Annotated in this window: 15 protein-coding genes; 9 read left to right on the top strand and 6 right to left on the bottom strand. The window is 72.2% G+C overall.

Annotated features, from left to right (window positions below):
* Window positions 1–94: 94 nt before the first annotated feature.
* From ACFWI4_RS29845 to ACFWI4_RS29830, 4 genes are all read left to right on the top strand, one after another.
* Complete coding sequence (locus ACFWI4_RS29845; protein WP_387202403.1) at window positions 95–1,174, top strand: glycine betaine/L-proline ABC transporter ATP-binding protein; 1,080 nt, start codon at window positions 95–97, stop codon at window positions 1,172–1,174.
* On the top strand, window positions 1,167–3,779 hold the full coding sequence (locus ACFWI4_RS29840; protein ID WP_387202400.1) for an ABC transporter permease/substrate binding protein: 2,613 nt from the start codon (window positions 1,167–1,169) through the stop codon (window positions 3,777–3,779). Before ACFWI4_RS29845 ends, ACFWI4_RS29840 begins: the two co-directional genes overlap by 8 nt.
* A 694-nt stretch (window positions 3,780–4,473) precedes the next feature.
* The gene (locus ACFWI4_RS29835) at window positions 4,474–5,055 is read left to right on the top strand and encodes a helix-turn-helix domain-containing protein (RefSeq protein ID WP_385403670.1); all 582 of its coding nucleotides are present in this window, start codon (window positions 4,474–4,476) and stop codon (window positions 5,053–5,055) included.
* Window positions 5,056–5,137: 82 nt separating this feature from the next.
* Window positions 5,138–5,857, top strand: coding sequence for a helical backbone metal receptor (locus tag ACFWI4_RS29830; RefSeq protein WP_387202397.1), 720 nt, complete (start codon window positions 5,138–5,140; stop codon window positions 5,855–5,857).
* 71 nt (window positions 5,858–5,928) lie between these two features.
* Here the strand turns inward: ACFWI4_RS29830 and ACFWI4_RS29825 are convergent, their stop codons facing one another.
* The 3 genes from ACFWI4_RS29825 to ACFWI4_RS29815 all read right to left on the bottom strand — a co-directional run bounded on the left by ACFWI4_RS29825 (window position 5,929) and on the right by ACFWI4_RS29815 (window position 9,547).
* Window positions 5,929–7,752 (bottom strand): choline/carnitine O-acyltransferase, encoded by a 1,824-nt coding sequence (locus tag ACFWI4_RS29825; protein ID WP_387202394.1) that lies wholly within the window; start codon window positions 7,750–7,752, stop codon window positions 5,929–5,931.
* The gene (locus ACFWI4_RS29820) at window positions 7,749–8,582 is read right to left on the bottom strand and encodes a class I SAM-dependent methyltransferase (protein ID WP_387202391.1); all 834 of its coding nucleotides are present in this window, start codon (window positions 8,580–8,582) and stop codon (window positions 7,749–7,751) included. Before ACFWI4_RS29820 ends, ACFWI4_RS29825 begins: the two co-directional genes overlap by 4 nt.
* A 95-nt stretch (window positions 8,583–8,677) precedes the next feature.
* Complete coding sequence (locus ACFWI4_RS29815; RefSeq protein WP_387202388.1) at window positions 8,678–9,547, bottom strand: arpA protein; 870 nt, start codon at window positions 9,545–9,547, stop codon at window positions 8,678–8,680.
* Window positions 9,548–9,923: 376 nt separating this feature from the next.
* On the opposite strand from ACFWI4_RS29815, the gene ACFWI4_RS29810 reads away from it, so the two are divergent.
* On the top strand, window positions 9,924–10,229 hold the full coding sequence (locus tag ACFWI4_RS29810) for a DUF1905 domain-containing protein (protein ID WP_387202385.1): 306 nt from the start codon (window positions 9,924–9,926) through the stop codon (window positions 10,227–10,229).
* Window positions 10,230–10,291: 62 nt separating this feature from the next.
* On the opposite strand, the gene ACFWI4_RS29805 is transcribed toward ACFWI4_RS29810, so the two are convergent.
* On the bottom strand, window positions 10,292–11,443 hold the full coding sequence (locus ACFWI4_RS29805; protein ID WP_387202382.1) for a TDT family transporter: 1,152 nt from the start codon (window positions 11,441–11,443) through the stop codon (window positions 10,292–10,294).
* 95 nt (window positions 11,444–11,538) lie between these two features.
* On the opposite strand from ACFWI4_RS29805, the gene ACFWI4_RS29800 reads away from it, so the two are divergent.
* A complete protein-coding gene (locus tag ACFWI4_RS29800) occupies window positions 11,539–12,462 on the top strand; it encodes a LysR family transcriptional regulator (RefSeq protein ID WP_387202379.1) in 924 nt (307 codons plus the stop codon).
* A 118-nt stretch (window positions 12,463–12,580) separates the two neighbouring features.
* Here ACFWI4_RS29800 and ACFWI4_RS29795 read toward each other — a convergent pair whose 3' ends face one another.
* Together ACFWI4_RS29795 and ACFWI4_RS29790 are read right to left on the bottom strand one after the other, a co-directional pair.
* Window positions 12,581–13,261 (bottom strand): gamma-glutamyl-gamma-aminobutyrate hydrolase family protein, encoded by a 681-nt coding sequence (locus ACFWI4_RS29795; protein WP_387202376.1) that lies wholly within the window; start codon window positions 13,259–13,261, stop codon window positions 12,581–12,583.
* Between the two features lie 92 nt (window positions 13,262–13,353).
* Entirely contained in the window at window positions 13,354–14,091 is a 738-nt protein-coding gene (locus tag ACFWI4_RS29790) for a FadR/GntR family transcriptional regulator (protein ID WP_387202373.1), read from the bottom strand.
* 77 nt (window positions 14,092–14,168) lie between these two features.
* On the opposite strand from ACFWI4_RS29790, the gene ACFWI4_RS29785 reads away from it, so the two are divergent.
* From ACFWI4_RS29785 to ACFWI4_RS29775, 3 genes are all read left to right on the top strand, one after another.
* Window positions 14,169–15,539: a glutamine synthetase family protein gene (locus ACFWI4_RS29785; protein WP_387202370.1), complete on the top strand. Its 1,371-nt coding sequence runs from the start codon at window positions 14,169–14,171 to the stop codon at window positions 15,537–15,539.
* Window positions 15,540–15,649: 110 nt separating this feature from the next.
* Complete coding sequence (locus tag ACFWI4_RS29780) at window positions 15,650–17,002, top strand: aldehyde dehydrogenase family protein (RefSeq protein ID WP_387202440.1); 1,353 nt, start codon at window positions 15,650–15,652, stop codon at window positions 17,000–17,002.
* Window positions 16,999–17,790: a 3-oxoacyl-ACP reductase gene (locus ACFWI4_RS29775; RefSeq protein WP_387202367.1), complete on the top strand. Its 792-nt coding sequence runs from the start codon at window positions 16,999–17,001 to the stop codon at window positions 17,788–17,790. The genes ACFWI4_RS29780 and ACFWI4_RS29775 overlap by 4 nt, the downstream gene beginning before the upstream one ends.
* The last annotated feature ends 37 nt before the right edge of the window (window positions 17,791–17,827 follow it).

The raw sequence follows: 17,827 nt of genomic DNA, 5'->3' as shown, positions 1-17,827 counted from the left end.
TGAACGAACTCGGTTGCGTATTGAACGTATTCAACCGTCACCGGCAGCCGGGACCACCTGAACCGCCAGTCCCCTGCCCCGACGAGAGGCACCTGTGTCATCCAGGCTTGAGGCCGACCATCTCTACAAGGTGTTCGGAAGACGATCGGAAGAGGCCGTGGAGCGGCTCCGTCAGGGGGCCGACCGTGAGGAACTGCGCGCCGACGGCACCACCGCCGCCGTGATCGACGCGTCCTTCACGGTGGAGCCAGGGCAGATCTTCGTCGTCATGGGCCTGTCCGGATCCGGCAAGTCCACGCTGCTGCGCATGCTCAACGGACTGCTCGAACCCACCGCGGGACACGTGCGCTTCGACGGCCAGGACCTCACCGCGCTCAGCGCCCGCGAACTGCGCGAGGTCCGCTCCCGCAAGATCAGCATGGTCTTCCAGCACTTCGCGCTGTTCCCGCACCGCAGCGTGCTGGAGAACGCCGGCTACGGCCTCGAGGTCCAGGGCGTGCCCGCCGCCGAACGCCGGGAACGGGCGGCCACCGCCCTGGAACTGGCCGGACTCGCCGGCTGGGAGAAGTCCTGGCCCGACGAGCTCTCCGGCGGCATGCAGCAGCGGGTGGGCCTCGCCCGCGCGCTCGCCACCGACGCCGATCTGCTGCTCATGGACGAGTCGTTCAGCGCGCTCGACCCGCTGATCCGCCGTGACATGCAGGACCAGCTGATCGAGCTCCAGAAGAAGCTCGAGAAGACCATCGTCTTCATCACGCACGACCTCAACGAGGCCATGCGCCTCGGCGACCGCGTCGCCGTCATGCGCGACGGCCGCATCGTGCAGACCGGCACCGCCGAGGACATCCTCGTCCGGCCCGCCGACGACTACGTCGCCTCCTTCACCCAGGACGTCGACCGCTCGCGGGTGCTGACCGCCGGTGCCGTCATGGACACGGACGTGCGCGGCGACGAGGCCGACTGCGCCTGCGAGAAGGCCAGGCCCGACACCCCCTTCGTGGACCTCTGCGCGCTCAGCGCCCGCCTCCCGCACCCGGTGGCCGTCCTGGACCGCGGGCACGCGCTGGTCGGTGTCGTCCGGCGGCAGCGGCTCCTCGGCTTCCTCGGCGACGAGTCGGCCACCCCCGGCAACTGTCCCGGCGGACGGGACAAGGGGGTGCGGGCCCATGCCTAGGATCCCCTTCGGCGACTGGGTCAACAGCGCCGTCGACTGGCTGCTGAACCACATGGCGTGGCTCTTCGACTTCCTCAAGACCGTCTTCTCCGGCACCTTCGACGGCATCGACGCGGTCCTCCAGGCACCCCAGCCGCTGCTCCTCGCCGGCATCTTCGCCGTCGTCGCCTTCTGGCTGCGCGGCACCTCCGCCGGTCTCCTCACCTTCGCGGGATTCGCCTTCATCGACTCCCTCGAACTGTGGGAGGACGCGATGACGACGCTGTCCCTGGTCCTCGTCGCGACCTTGATCGCCCTGGTCGTGTCCGTGCCCGTGGGCATCTGGGCGGCCCGCTCCGACCGGGTCAGCGGCATCGTCCGGCCGGTCCTCGACTTCATGCAGACGCTGCCCGCGATGATCTACCTCATCCCGGCGATCCTGTTCTTCGGCACCGGCGCCCCCGCGGGCATCGTCGCCACCCTGATCTTCGCGCTGGCCCCCGGCGTCCGCATGACCGAACTGGGCATCCGCCAGGTCGACGAGGAACTGGTCGAGGCCGCGGACGCGTTCGGCACCACCCCGCGCGCCACCCTGCTGCGCATCCAGCTGCCGCTCGCCCTGCCCACCGTCATGGCCGGCGTCAACCAGGTCATCATGCTGGGCCTGTCCATGGCCGCCATCGCCGGCATGGTCGGCACCGGCGGTCTCGGCGGCGACGTCAACGAGGCCATCGGCCAGCTGAACGTGGGCCTCGGCTCCGAAGCCGGCGTCGCCATCGTCATCCTCGCGATCTACCTCGACCGCATGACCGGCGCGCTCGGCACCCAGGTGTCCCCGCTCGGCCGCCGCGCCGCCGCCCGCGCACGCGCCGCACAGGGGCTGCGGATCTGGTCGTACCGGCCCCGTCCCGCGGTCGCCCTGGTGGGGGTCGTCGTCCTCGCCCTGGTCGCGGGCGGCATGGGCCTGTTCGGCGGCGCGGGCACGACCGCCACCGCGGCCGACGGCCAGGACGTCGGACAGGGCAAGAAGATCACCATCGGCTACATCCCCTGGGACGAGGGCGTCGCCTCCACCTTCCTCTGGAAGGAGATCCTGGAACAGCGCGGCTACCAGGTGGACGTCAGGCAGTTCGACGCCGGCCCGCTCTACACCTCGCTCGCCCAGGGGGACGTCGACTTCGAGACCGACTCCTGGCTGCCGACCACGCACGCCGAGTACTGGAAGAAGTACGGCAAGCAGCTCGACGACCTGGGTTCCTGGTACGGCCCGACGTCCCTGGAGCTCTCCGTGCCCGCGTACATGAAGGGCATCGACTCCCTGGACGACCTCAAGGGGCAGTCCGCGAAGTTCGGCGGCCGGATCACCGGCATCGAGCCCAGCGCCGGAATGATGGGCCTGCTCAAGAGCAAGGTGCTCAAGGCGTACGGGCTCGACAAGGAGTACAAGGTCGTCGACAGCTCCACGCCCGCGATGCTGGCCGAGCTGAAGCGCGCGTACGCCAGGAAGCAGCCGATCGTCGCCACCCTCTGGTCGCCGCACTGGGCGTACAGCGAGTACAAGCTGAAGAAGCTCAAGGACCCCAAGGGCGCCTGGGGCAAGGGCGACGGGGTGCACACGCTGTCCCGCAAGGGCTTCGCGAAGGACGACCCGGTCGTCGGCAAGTGGCTGAAGGACTTCCGGATGTCCGAGAAGCAGCTCACCGGTCTCGAGGCCGAGATCAACAAGGCGGGCAAGGGCAGGCAGCAGGACGCCGTGCGCGCCTGGCTGAAGAAGAACCCCTCGGTCGTCAACGACCTGGCCCCCGTCAAGGGTTCCGCCGCCGCGCCCGCCGAGGCGAAGCGCCCCCTCGACGTCGCCTGGTTCCCCTGGGACGAGGACGTCGCCGTCACCTACCTCTGGAAGAACGTGCTCGCCCGGCGCGGCTACACGGTTAACCTCAAGCAGATGGACGTCGGTCCCGTCTACACGGGTCTGGCCTCGGGCGACCTCGACCTCAACTTCGACGCCTGGCTGCCGCACGCCCAGTCCAACTACTGGGACCAGCACAAGAACGACCTGCGCGACCTCGGCTCCTGGTACAGCCCGACCTCACTGGAGGTCGCGGTCCCCTCGTACGTGAAGGGAGTCACGTCCCTCGCCGACCTCAAGGGCAGATCGAAGACCTTCGGCGGGAAGATCATCGGCATCGAGCCGGGCACCGGTGAGATGAACCTCCTCAAGAAGAAGGTCCTTCCCGGCTACGGCCTGGACAAGGAGTACAAGGTCGTCGACGGCTCCACGCCCGCGATGCTCGCCGAACTGAAGCGCGCGTACGCCAAGAAGGAGCCGGTCGCGGTCGTCCTGTGGTCGCCGCACTGGGCGTACAGCCAGTACAAGCTCACCAAGCTCGCCGACGACAGGAAGCTGTTCGGCGAGGGCGACACGATCCGGACCGTCGCCGGCAAGGAGTTCCCCGGCCGGTACCCGAAGCTCACCGAGTGGATCAGGAACTTCAGGATGAGCGAGTCCGAACTCGGCGGCCTGGAGAGCGAGATCAGGCAGCGCGGCCAGGGGCACGAGGAGGAGGCCGTCGCCGCGTGGCTCAAGGAGCACCCGGACGTCGCGCGGCGGATGACTCCGCAGTAGGCGACGCGGACCGTCCTCGCGCGGACCGCGGACCGCGGACCGCGGACGCGGAACGCAGAGCAGCGCAGAGCCCGGTAAGCGGTAAGCAGTACGCGGTAGGCGGTTCACCCCGAGGGGTGGTCCTCGTCGGCAGGGTCCAGGTGACCCGGACGGGGGCCACCCCTCGCCGCGTCCCCGGACCCCGCGCACCTGTCCGCACACGCGGGCGAGGGCGCCCGTGGCCGCGTACTGGCGTACGGGAGAGTTCAGGACAACCGTGCCGCGTCGGGCGAGCGCGCCCGCCCGAGGCGTTCCCGGGGGCGGCCCGCGCGGCCCGGCGCACATCAGCCCCGTGTGCGCGGGAAATCCCGGACGCGGCCACCGCCGTGCGCCCCGCCGTGACGCGATGCGCCAACTGCGCACCGGACAGGCCGACTTCGGGCCACCGGCGTTCCGACGGCGGGCCCGGGCGGGCCTCCCGCCCCCGTGATCGGCCCTTTCGCCCCGGTACGAGGGGGCGGCGGCGCCGGGCGCGCGAGGGCTCGCGCGGTGGCGCGAACTGTAACCCTCACACTCCCTCGAAGTGACAGCGATGTGACGGCTCCATGAAACGGTTTGCCGAACATGCGTAGGGTGCAAACAACTCAACAGAACCAGCGGGCCGGAAGACCGGGCGGTTCGCGGACCCGACGACGCGAGGGAGGGAGCCGGAGCGATGGGCGACCACAAAGAACAACCCCTTCGGGTGGGCGCGGCCGTACGGCGACAGCGCCGGGCGCTGCGCCTCACCCTCGCCGTCGTGGCCGAACGCAGCGGCCTGTCGGTGCCCTTTCTCAGCCAGGTCGAGAACGAGCGGGCCCGGCCCAGCAGGAGCTCCCTGGAGCGGGTCGCCGAGGCCCTCGGCACCACGGCCGCCGACCTGCTCGCCGCCGCCGACCCGGCGTGCAGCGTCGACGTCGTGCGCGCCGACGCCGGAGCCGAGTTCCCCCCCGAGGCCCAGGCACGCCCCCTGGTGCGCGGCCATCACCAGCTGCACGCCACCGAGTTCACCGGCGACCACGAAGAGGCCCGCGAACTCCAGCACCGCAACGACAAGTTGATGTACGTCGCCGACGGAGGCGTCGAGGTCGAGGCGGAGGGCCGCGCCCATCGCCTCGGACGCGGCGACACGCTCTATCTGACCGGCGGCGTCCGGCACCGCTGGCGCGCCACCGTCCCGGACACCCGGGTCGTGGTGGTCGAGGTCGCCGACCACATCGACGCGGTGGAGGACCCCCACACCTTCGGCAAGCGCTGAGGGACCCCGCACGAGCGGGCGGCCGGCCCCCGCGTGCGCGAGGATGGCGGTCACGGGAACGGTGTCGGAGAGGCGGGCGGCTGTGCGGGTCGTGTCCTTGGTGCCCTCGCTCACGGAGGCCGTGGCGGTGACCCTGCCCGCCGTCCTGGTCGGCGCGACCGACTGGTGCAGTCACCCGGCGGACCTGGACGTCACCCGGATCGGCGGCACGAAGAACCCCGACGTCGAGGCCGTCGTACGGCTCGCGCCCGATCTCGTCGTCGCCAACGAGGAGGAGAACCGGGAGGCCGATCTGGCCGCCCTGCGCGCGGCCGGGATCGAGGTGCTGGTCACCGAGGTCCGGGACGTGCCGGGGGCCCTGCGCGAACTGGACCGGGTGCTCGCCGCCTGCGGCGCGTCCGGCCGTCCGCGCTGGCTGGACGAGGCGGAGGCCGCCTGGGCCGGGCCCGCCGCCCCGGACCGCCGCAGGACGGCGATCGTGCCCGTCTGGCGGCGGCCCTGGATGGTGCTGGGCCGGGACACCTTCGCGGGGGACGTCCTGGCGCGCCTCGGCGTCGACAACGCGTACGCCCGCCACCAGGACCGCTACCCCCGCGTGCCCCTGGCCGAGCTGAACGCGGCGGGCGCGGACCTGGTGGTGCTCCCCGACGAGCCGTACCGCTTCACCGCCGAAGACGGCCCGGAGGCCTTCCCCGGACTGCCCAGCGCCCTGGTCGACGGCCGCCTGCTGACCTGGTACGGCCCGTCGCTCGCCGAGGCCAGGACCCGGCTCGACGCCGCCCTGCGGGCGGACGGCCGCTGACCGGGCGGCCCGAGAACCGCGGTCGCCCGGTCGTCCGGGGCCGCCCCGGGAGTTCCGGGTCCGGGGTCCGGTCAGGCGCCGGGACCCGCGGACGCCAGCAGCTCCCTGAGTTCGTCCATCGCCTCCCGGAGCCGGTCGGCGAACGTCCGCATCTGTGCCGCGACCGGCTTCGGCGTGCTCAGGTAGAGGTTGAAGCGCTCCGGCAGAAGCACGTAGGCGATGCCGATGCACTGGCTGCTGGTCGACCCGAAACCGAAGAACTGGATGTTGACGGACGGCGCCGAGCTCGTGCTCAGATAGTCGTCCCGCATGGTCGTCCAGCCCGGCGTCCGGTACAGCGCGGGCTGCTCGGTCACCCCGAGCTCGGCCCCCCGCCGGCGCTGGATCAGCTCCAGCTCCCACAGGTGCTGCTCCGGCGCCTGTCCGGCCTGGCACGCCCGCGCCCGCTCCACATGGGCCTCGGTGGCCGCCCGGAACGCGGCGCGCCGGGAGTCCGCGTCCGCCGCCGGGTCCTCCATCGCCGCGACGAACGCCACCATCTCGGGGGTCACGACACGCATCGCCTCGGTCCGCCCGTGCCGGTACTGCCGGGTGGCGATCGACTCGTACGTGGCGCCCAGGTGTCCCTTGGCGCGCTGGTGGGCGAGCTGGTAGGCGGCCTGCACCAACGCGTCGGGCGACACCCCCAGCGCCTTGGCCGCGCCGCTGCCGAAGTCCGTGAAGGACAGCGTGCTGGTCGCGGTGTTCTCCCCGTAATCGGCGAACGCCCCGGCCGCGGAGCGCGCCCGCTCCCGCAGCGCGTCGTCCAGTTCGAACACGATCGGCTCCAGCGCCGGCAGCCCCTGGGAGCGGGCTCCCGACCGCCGGGAGTGCTCCTCGGGCGGGGTGCCGAGGAGGGCGTCGGTGAACCCGAGGATCGTCGTCCCGTCCAGCTCGCAGTGCTCGACGTTGATGCCGGCCCGGCCGTCGGCGAAGACGACGAAGGTCACGGCCTTGTCGAACCAGCGGTTGCCGCGGTCCCCGTACAGCAGCTGGTCACAGGCGTCCTGGACGTCCGCGGGGGCGAAGTCCTCCAGGGCCACGCAGAACAGCGCCGTCTCGACGGCGTCGAGGGCGTCGGCGTTGCCGGGGTGGCAGGCCAGCAGGGACTCCCGGGCGGCCGCCCACTCGGCCCGGGCCATGGTGGTGAGGTGGCCCACCGGGACGTCCGCGCCGTCCGGGGCGGCCTTCATCACGGCGCGCAGCCCCGCCTCGATGTCGTCCAGGCTGTGCGGGACACCGTCGGGACCCAGCACGTCCAGCCGGAACATGCCGCCCCGGAAGAACACCACGATGTGCCGGGCCTCGGACGGTCCGGGCCAGGCCTCGGTGTAGGGGGCGCGGACGGTGTCCTGCGGCACGCCGGGGATGCGCGTGGTGGAGAACAGGAACCCGTTCTGCACCGTCGACTGAGGGGCCCCGCGCTGCACCGCGGGCTCGATCAGCCCCTGGTCGAGCCGCCGCTTGTGGTCGAGGGCGCCGGCCACCAGCCCGGCCGCCCGCTCCACCTGCGCCTGGTCGGAGTCCTGGAACAGGAAGAAGAAGTTGGCGTTGAGGGCGATCCTGTCCCGGCGGCCCAGGTACCGGTAGGGCCAGAAGACGTCGAGCCAGCTGTGCACGCCCTCGGTGGCGTCGTACTCCTCCAGCGCGGCGTGCAGCATCCGGCCGGGGCCGCCGGGCCGGAGGAAGGCGGCGACCTCCGCCTCGGTCGCCGACCGCTCGTCGTCGGTCAGCAGCGGCCCGCACCAGGCGAGGAACCTCTCGCAGCTGGCCTCCAGGGTGGGCAGCGGCACGCGCGGCAGGCTGTCCTCCCGGCCGGCGTACGGGTTGCCTGGATCGTCCTGACTGGTTTTCAACTCTGTTCTCGATTCGGATCGTTGGTGCCCGTGATGTCGTACGGCCGGGAAAGGTAGAGCTGTGCGTACAGCCAGCCTTCCGTCTCCAGGCCCTGTGGATCCACCCCCGCGGCCGACATCCCGTCGAGGACGAGCGCCTGTTCCTGCGGGGAGGCGAACCGCCGCTGCCGGAACACCTCGTCGACGCGGACGGTCCGGTAGCCCAGGGCGGCCAGCGCCCGCTCGACGGGGTCGAAGGGGAACATCCGCAGCACGAAGTGCGCCATCCACGGCCGGTGGACGCCCTGGGCCCGGACGACTCGCGTGAGCGTCCGTTCGGTGACGTAGCCGACGCAGCCCGTCGAGATCACCAGGTCCGTGCCCGAGAGCTGGGCGCGCTGCCGTGGGGTGGGTTCGTGCGCCTCCAGGTCGGCGTGCACCACGTCGTCGAGGAACCCGGCCTCATGGGCGTACGACAGCGCGCTGCCGGAGGTGTCGAGGCCGACGAAGCGGATCGCCTGCGGGGGGCGGCGCGAGCGGGCCAGCTCCCGGTCGCGGGTCAGCAGGGCCTCGCGGTCGGCACCCGCGTGCTCCTCGTCGCCGTAGCGCGCGTACAGCTCGTCCATGGTCGCGTCGTACTTCAGCAGGGCGGCGTTGATCCCGTACGAGCAGCCGATGTCCAGCACCTGCGGCACCGCGACCCGCCGGGACTCGCGGTACTCCGTGATGAATTTGGTGAACCAGGGCTTGGCCTGCTGGGGAACGCCGTAGTCGAGCGGGCGCAGCACCCGGAAATAGGTGCGCGGATCGGGCTGGTCGTAGATGTGGTCGAGTGTGACTTTTCCGGTCACGTCGAAACGCAAGGGGCTGACTCCTCCGGGGGATCGCTCGGGGGGAAACGGCCTGCGGCGGCTCCGCGTACCCGCTGGGGCCTGTCGGACGGGTCCTAGTCCAGGAGCCGGTCGCCGCGGACCGCCCGGCCCTCGGCCGCCAGATGCTCGGGCAGCACCCGGCCGAAGAGCTGCCGGGTCCGCTCCACGCTCCCGATGACGCCGGGGCGCTCGCTGTAGGCGAAGATCGCGGAATGGCGCTCGGTCCCGCCGCGCACGGGGCTCACCCGGTGCAGCGAGTAGCGCCCCTTGAACAGTTGCAGGTCGCCCGGTTGCAGGGGCAGGCGCCGGGTCAGCCGCTCGCCCCGGCCGTCCAGCACGTCGCGGACGTCGTCGAAGTTCTCGTCCCGCGCGGTCCGGATGTTCGGGCAGTACTCGAAGACGCCGCCGTCCTCGGCCTGCTGGGTGAGCATGCTCACGGTGAACTCGTTGGTGTCGAAGTGCCAGGGGTGCTCCAGGCCCGGCGCGACGACGTTGAGGACGAGACCGGAGAGCGGGTCCGCCAGCTCGTGCAGCACGGGCAGTTCGAAGCAGCGGGCGACGAAGTCCCGGAACAGGGTGTCGGAGTAGAGGCGGCTGATGAGGGAGTCCGCGGGGATGCGGTCCCGCGCGACGAACGCGTTGCCCCGCTCGAAGGTCCTGCGGCCCGGATGGTCCTGCGGCAGCGCCGAGTCGACCGCGATGTTGTAGACGTTCACCGTCTCGACGTCGTGGTGCGCCCGGGGGGCCATGGCCGAGCACTCCCGCCGCAGCGCGTCGCGCAGGGACGGGCGGACGAAGTCCGGCAGTACGGTGCAGCCGAGGGCCGACAGGTCACGCCGGGCGCGGGACACCACGGCCCGGCCCAGGGCACCCTCGGGTTCCGCCAGCGGATAGCGGGCCGTGTCGACGACCTGATCAAGCGTCAGGGCTTCCAAAGAGCGCATCCGATCCTCTCCACATGCGGGCCACCCCTCTCGGCTCTTCACCAACTGGGCCGGTAGGAAAGGCACTTGAAGTTCCCACAGTGGCGCCGCGCTGTCTGTGACACGTCACACTGCCCAACTGTGTGCTCCGGCATGCGTCCGCGGTCTCGACACGGGGCCGGTCGCCGTGCACGTGCCGCGGGGGCCTGGCGCCGTTCCGCCGGTGCGCGGCGGGGCGTGATCGCCGGCGTTGACCTCGTCAACGCGGCCCGTGCACACTCGGCGGGCCCGCGACGGTCGCCGGCGTGCGAGGCGGTCCCGCGATGTCCGCAGAGCGCCGCCACCGCGAGACCCTCACCGCGATCGCCCGCAATCACTCCTGAAGGAGACCGACCGTATGGAGTTCGACTTTTCCGGCCCGGTGATCGAATGGCGCGGACCGGCGCCGTACCACTTCGTCCGCCTGCCGGACGAGGAGTCGGCCGAGATCCGCGAGGTGGCCGCGATGGCCACCTACGGCTGGGGCGTGATCCCGGTCGAGGCCCGGATCGGTGAGGCCGTCTTCCGGACGTCGCTCTTCCCCCGGGACGGCGGCTATCTGCTGCCGCTCAAGGCGGCCGTACGCAAGCAGACCGGCCTCTCGGCCGGAGACGACGTGACGGTGAGGATAACGGTCCGCCTCCACGAACCCCGGCCGCACTAGGTGCTCCGGGGGTCGTGGTGGGCGGTCGGCACGCCGGCCGGCGCCGGGCCACCGCGCCGGTGTCAGCGGGGTGCCGCGAGCAGCTTTCCGGTGGCCAGGCCGTGGGCCGTGCGGACCGCGGCCACCGACCAGGCGGCCACCAGCAGGACGTACAGGGCCACGGCCAGCACCTGGAAGGCGGCCAGGCCCGTGTGCCGGGCCAGGCCCTCCGCGCCGGTCACGCAGGTGCCCACCGGGAAGGTGAACGCCCACCAGGTCATCGCGAAGCCCATGCCCTGGCGGCGGGCCCGTACGGTCAGGGTGACGGCCAGCGCCAGCCACAGCAGCGCGAAGCCCAGCACCGGGACGCCGTAGAGGACGGCGAGGAGCGCGAAACCCTGGTCGTAGGGGGCGGGCACGACACCGGGGGCCGCGTCCGCGAACTTGCCCACCGCGGTCGTCGACTGGCCCAGCGGGCCGAGCACCAGGAACAGCGTCGGGGTGAGCGCGAGCGGCAGCGGACCCGTGGTGACGAGCCGCGCGAAGATCATCGGCAGCATCACGAAGGTGGCCACCAGACTGATCCCGAACATCGCGACACAGGCGAGGAGCAGGGTCTCCCGGGGCTGTCCGGCCGGAAGGTGCGGAACGAGCAGGGGGCCGACCGCGGCCGACACCATCGGGGCGACGATGGGCAGCAGCCACACGGGGGAGGCCTGACCGGGTTCGATGCGATGGCGTACGACCATCAGATACGGGACGGCCACGGCGGCGGCCAGCCCGATGACCGTCCCGGCGGTGAACAGGACGCCGTCCACGGCGATCGCGGCCGGGGTGCCGATCCAGTCCCGGCCGACCAGGAGGGTGCCGCCGCCCACGGCGAGCAGGGCCATCGACAGACAGCCGTAGAACGGGGCCATGGCCGGGTCGAGCAGATGGGCGCGGGCCTGGTCGCGGTGGTACGTCCAGTGCAGGGCGCGGGCGGCCAGCAGCGCCACCAGCAGGGTGAGGGAGAGGGCCCACACGACGGCGCAGGCGGTGCGCAGGCCCGGGACGTCCACGGGGAGTCCGGCTCCCGCCGTCGCCACGATCGCCGTGCCCATCACGGAGGCGTACCAGTTCGGGCCGAGATGACGGACCGCGGTGACGACGCGGTTTCCCGGGACACGGGGGGTCTTCGTGCCGGGGACGGTTCCCGCCTGATGGGCGGACAAGGGCTGGGCTGCGGTGACCATGACACCACGGTCGCGCCGTGACGATCTCCCCACCAGGGAGTGCGCGCCTATGACGGCATAAGCTGGGTTTATGAGCTGCGGGGCTGAGGATCGTCATGGGTAGCGGTGCCGAGGACCGGCCCGGTGGGGGGATCGCGCACCGGGTGCCCGACCTCGGCGCGCTGGAACTGCTGCTGGCCGTGGCCCGCCTGGGCAGTCTCGGGCGGGCCGCGCGGGAGCTGGGGATCACCCAGCCGGCCGCCAGCAGCCGTATCCGTTCGATGGAGCGGCTGCTCGGCGTGGCCCTCGTCGACCGCTCGCCGCGCGGGTCCCGGCTCACCCGCGAGGGCGCGCTCGTCACGGACTGGGCCCGCCGGGTGGTGGACGCGGCCGAGGCGTTCGACGCCGGGGCGCAGGCGCTGCGCGACCGGCGCGACTCCCGGCTGCGGGTCGCCGCGAGCATGACCATCGCCGAGTATCTGCTGCCCGGCTGGCTGATCGCGCTGCGCGCGCAGCGTCCCGACACGGCCGTGTCGCTGCTCGCCGGGAACTCCGCCGCCGTCGCCGAGCGGCTCCTGTCCGGCGAGGCGGACCTCGGGTTCGTCGAGGGGCTCTCGGTGCCGTCCGGTCTCGACGCCACCGTCATCGCGCACGACCGGCTGATCGTGGTGACGGCGCCCGGGCATCCCTGGGCGCGGCGGCGGGCGCCGCTCGCGGCGGCGGAGCTCGCCGCCACGCCGCTCATCCTGCGCGAGGAGGGGTCGGGTACGCGTCAGGTCCTCGACTCCGCGCTGGGCGGGCTGGCCCGGCCGTTGATCGAGCTGTCCTCGACGACGGCGGTCAAGGCCTCCGCCGTCAACGGGGCGGGGCCCGCCGTGCTGAGTGAACTGGCCCTCGGGGAGGAGTTGTCGGCCCACCGGCTGGTGGGCATTCCGCTCGCCGACGTCCGGCTCACCCGTGCGCTGCGGGCCGTCTGGCCGACGGGGCACCGGCCCACGGGCCCGGCCCGGGACCTGCTGTCCCTGACGCGGGGGGCGTAGCGGACGGGCTTCCTTCGCCCCCTCCGCCCCTACCCTCCCCCCTGGTCGAGCGAAGCCAAGACCTTGGGGGAAGGTAGAGGCGGAGAGGGCGAAGAACCTCCGTGCGGATCCTGACCGGTCAGGTCGCCGCTGTGATCAGGCCCCGCATGACCCGCAGATCGTCCCCCATCTCCGGGTGCCACTGGACTCCCAGGACCCAGGCGGAGCCGGGCAGCTCGACCGCCTCCACCGTGCCGTCGGCCGCGTGCGCGCAGACCAGGAGGCCCTCCCCGAGCCGGTCCACCGCCTGGTGGTGGTACGTCGGCACGGCGCACACCTCCGGCACGAGACCGGCGTACCGCGTCCCCGGAACGGGCGTCACCTCGTGGTGGCCGACGACGCCGATGTCCTTCACATGGCCGTCGAGGTGCTGGACGAGCGTGCCGCCCAGGGCCACGTTCAGGAGCTGATGGCCGCGGCAGATGCCGAGCAGCGGGGTGCCGGAGTCCAACGCGGCCCGGATCAGGGCCAGTTCCCAGGCGTCACGTTCATGGGCGGGCGGGCCCGTACGCGGGGAGCGCTCGGCGCCGTACCGCCCAGGGTCGACATCGGGACCGCCCGCGACCACGACCGCGTCGAGCCGGGCGACGGCCGCGGCCGCCAGGTCCGGATCGTCGGGCGGCAGCATCACGGCGAGCCCGCCCGCCCGCTGCACGAGCCGGGGATAACCGGCCGGCAGCAGCGCGGCATCCAGCTCCCACACGCCCCAGCGCGCCCCGGCCTCCAGATACGTACTCACACCGACCAGCGGCCTGCCCACGTGCTGCTCCCTTCCACGGCCTCAATGGAAAGGTCTCATACCTTTGCGGGACGGCGGAGCGGAACACGGAGGCTCCACCCGTCACGCCGGGCTCACGCCAGGAACCCCCGCAGCAGCGCCGCCGTGCCCGCGCAGTGCTCCCGCATGATCTCGCGCGCCCCGTCCGCGTCCCCGTCGAGCACCGCCTCGACCAGGGCGGTGTGCTGACGCTGCGAATGCTCCAGGTTGCGGACGAGGAGCGGGATGCAGTCGAGCAGCTCGTTCACGCCGGCGCGGACGGCCGCGTACCGCGCGGTGAGCGACGGGGAGCCGCACAGCTCCGCGAGGGTGAGGTGGAGCATGGTGTCCAGCCGCCGGTAGTCCGCCAGCGGAGCGTCGTTCGTCCGCTCCAGCGCGGCGCGCAGCCGGGCCCCCTGCTCCGCGTCGAGCCCGTGCGCCGCGCACAGCCCCGCCGCGCCGACCTCCAGGACCTCGCGGAAGCGCAGCACGTCCTCGATGTCGACCGCGGCGACCCGGCGCCGCAGCTCGTGCTCGCCCGGGGTGTCGGTGCGCGCCAGCACGAACGTTCCGCCGTAGCGCCCGCGCCGCGACTCGACCAGGCCCTGGTCCTGGAGCACCTTGAGGACCTCGCGCAGGGTCACCCGGCTGATCCCGAGCCGTTCCGCCAACTCCCTTTCCGCGGGCAGCCGTTCACCGCCCGGGACCAGACCGAGCCGGACGATCTGGAGGATCTGCTCCAGCGCCTCCTCGAAGCCGTTGCCCGCCCGCACCGGCCGCAGGACCGGCGTCAGCCGGTCGTCCGTCCCCCGGCCGGATTCCGCCCGCGTCATCAGGTCGCGCCCCCTTCCCAAGCAATGGTTCTCCGCAATACCTTATGGCCCTCGGCTGACCCAAGGAGGCTTTTCCGGTGGCAGACCGCACACCCCCGCTCACCGTCGAGGAACTGCGCGCCCTCGTCGGAGCCGGTGACATCGACACGGTCGTCCTGGCCTTCCCCGACATGCAGGGGCGGCTCCAGGGCAAGCGGTTCGCCGCGGCCTTCTTCCTCGACGAGGTCCTGGAACACGGCACGGAGGGCTGCAACTACCTCCTCGCCGTCGACGCCGACATGAACACCGTCGACGGCTACGCCATGTCGTCCTGGGACCGGGGCTACGGCGACTTCGCCCTGCACCCCGACCTCGCCACCCTGCGGCGCGTCCCCTGGAACGAGGGCACCGCGATGCTCATCGCCGACCTCGCCTGGAACGACGGCTCCCCGGTGGTGGCCGCGCCCCGCCAGATCCTGCGCCGCCAGCTGGAGCGTCTCGCCGAACTCGGCTACACCGCCCAGGTCGGCACCGAGCTGGAGTTCATCGTCTTCAAGGACACCTACGAGCAGGCCTGGGACACCGGCTACCGGGGACTCACCCCGGCCAACCAGTACAACATCGACTACTCCGTCCTCGGCACCGGACGCGTGGAGCCCCTGCTGCGCCGCATCCGCAACGAGATGCAGGCCGCGGGCCTCACCGTCGAGTCCGCCAAGGGGGAGTGCAACCCCGGCCAGCACGAGATCGCCTTCAAGTACGACGAGGCCCTCGTCACCTGCGACCAGCACGCGATCTACAAGACCGGCGCCAAGGAGATCGCCTCCCAGGAGGGCGTCTCCCTCACCTTCATGGCCAAGTACAACGAGCGCGAGGGCAACTCCTGCCACATCCACCTCTCGCTCGCCGACGCCGACGGCACCAACGCGATGGCCGGCCCCGCCGGGGACCCGGACGGCATGTCGGAGGTGATGCGCCACTTCCTCGCCGGACAGCTGGCCGCGCTGCGCGACTTCTCCCTGCTGTACGCGCCCAACATCAACTCGTACAAGCGGTTCCAGCCCGGCTCCTTCGCCCCCACCGCCGTCGCCTGGGGCCACGACAACCGCACCTGCGCGCTCCGCGTCGTCGGCCACGGCCGCTCCACGCGCTTCGAGAACCGGCTGCCCGGGGGCGACGTCAATCCGCACCTGGCCGTCGCCGGACTGGTGGCGGCCGGCCTGTACGGCATCGAGCGGAAGCTGGAACTGCCCGAGGCGTGCCAGGGCAACGCCTACACCGCCGCGTACGAACATGTCCCCACCACCCTGCGCGAGGCCGCCGAGCTCTGGGAGAACAGCCCGATCGCCCGGACCGCCTTCGGTGACGAGGTGGTCGAGCACTACCGCAACATGGCGCGCGTCGAACTGGAGGCCTTCGACGCCGCGGTGACCGACTGGGAGCTGCGCCGCTCCTTCGAACGCATGTGAGGACCCCCTTGCCGCACCCGCCCGCATCGCAGCAACCCGCATCGCATCAGGACGCGCCGCGCCCGTCCTATCCGTACACCTCACCCCCGTACGGCCATGAACTCCAGGTCCTGGACCCGGCCACCGGGGACGTCCTCACGACCGTCCCGGCCGCGACGGAGAAGGACGTGGACGACGCCGTCGTACGGGCCGCCCGGGCGCAGACCCGCTGGGCCGCCCTCGCACCCGCCGACCGGGCCAGGCTGCTGCGCCGCTTCGCCGCCGAAGTCGACGCCCACGTCGAGGAACTGGCCCGCCTGGAGGTCCGCGAGGCCGGGCACACCCTGGGCAACGCCCGCTGGGAGGCGGGCAACGTCCGCGACCTCCTGGACTACGCGGCCGGGGGAGTGGAGCGGTTGACGGGACGTCAGATTCCCGTCCCGGGCGGCCTCGACATCACCCTCCTCGAACCCCTCGGCGTCGTCGGCGTCATCGCCCCCTGGAACTTCCCGATGCCCATCGCCGCCTGGGGCACCGCACCCGCCCTCGCCGCGGGCAACGCCGTCGTCCTCAAACCCGCCGAGACGACCCCGCTCACGGCCCTGCGACTGGCCGAACTCGCCCTGGAGGCAGGCCTTCCCGAGCACCTCTTCCAGGTGCTGCCCGGCGCCGGACCCGTCGCGGGCGACGCCCTCGTCCGGCACCCCGGCGTCGCGAAGATCGTGTTCACCGGGTCCACGGCCGTCGGCAAACAGGTGCTGGCCAAGGGCTCCGCCCTCCTCAAGCGCGTCACCCTCGAACTCGGCGGCAAGAGCCCCAACATCGTCTTCGCCGACGCCGACATCGAGGCCGCCGCCGCGGCCGCCCCCATGTCCTTCCTCGACAACTCCGGCCAGGACTGCTGCGCCCGCACCCGCATCCTCGTCCAGCGCTCCGTCCACGACCGCTTCCTCGAACTCCTCGCCCCGGCCGTGGAGTCGGTCGTCGTCGGCGACCCCTCCGACGAGCGGACCCAGATGGGCCCGCTGATCTCCGCGGCCCAGCTGGAACGCGTACGGTCCTACGTCGACGACGACGCGCCCGGCATCCGGGGCAAGGCACCGGAGGGCCCCGGCTTCTGGTTCGCGCCCACCGTCCTCACCGGCGTCGACCCCGGTGCCCGCGTGGCCGTCGAGGAGGTCTTCGGCCCCGTCGCCGTCGTGCTGCCCTTCGAGGACGAGGCCGACGCCGTCCGGCTCGCCAACGCCACCGACTACGGCCTGTCCGGCTCCATCTGGACCCGCGACGTCGGCCGCGCCCTGCGCGTCTCCCAAGCGGTCCGCGCCGGGAACCTGTCCGTCAACTCCCACTCCAGCGTCCGCTACTGGACCCCCTTCGGCGGCTTCAAGCAGTCGGGGATCGGCCGTGAACTCGGCCCGGACGCCCTCACCGCCTTCACCGAGACCAAGAACGTCTTCATCAGCACGGAGGGTCCCGCACAGTGACTTCAGACACCCCCGAGACCAGCTGCCGCCGCCTGGTGGGTCGCACCGCCGTCATCACCGGTGCCGCCAGCGGCATCGGCCTCGCCACCGCGCGCCGGCTCGCCTCCGAGGGCGCCCACGTCGTCTGCGGCGACATCGACGAGCAGCACGGGAAGGCCGTGGCCGAGGAGGTCGGCGGAACCTTCGTCAAGGTCGACGTGACCGACCCGGACCAGGTCGAGAACCTGTTCAAAACGGCGTACGAGACGTACGGCTCGGTCGACATCGCCTTCAACAACGCGGGCATCTCACCGCCCGACGACGACTCCATCCTGGACACGGGCCTCGACGCCTGGAAGCGCGTCCAGGAGGTCAACCTCACCTCCGTGTACCTCTGTTGCAAGGCGGCCATCCCCTACATGCGGCGCCAGGGCCGCGGCTCCATCATCAACACCGCCTCCTTCGTGGCCCGGATGGGCGCGGCGACCTCCCAGATCTCGTACACGGCCTCCAAGGGCGGTGTCCTGGCCATGTCCCGTGAACTGGGCGTCCAGTTCGCCCGGGAGGGCATCCGGGTCAACGCCCTGTGCCCCGGACCGGTCAACACCCCGCTGCTCCAGGAGCTGTTCGCCAAGGACCCCGAGCGGGCTTCGCGCCGGCTGGTGCACATCCCGGTCGGGCGGTTCGCCGAGGCGGACGAGATCGCCGCGGCCGTGGCGTTCCTCGCCAGCGACGACTCCTCCTTCGTGAACGCCACCGACTTCCTGGTCGACGGCGGCATCTCGGGCGCCTACGTCACTCCGCTGTAGTCCGGCCGCAGGCACGGTCCGCGGGGCGCGGGAGGAC

This window comes from Streptomyces sp. NPDC127038, assembly GCF_042725875.1.
GTDB lineage: Bacteria > Actinomycetota > Actinomycetes > Streptomycetales > Streptomycetaceae > Streptomyces.
This window is presented reverse-complemented; position numbering and strand designations above follow the sequence as displayed.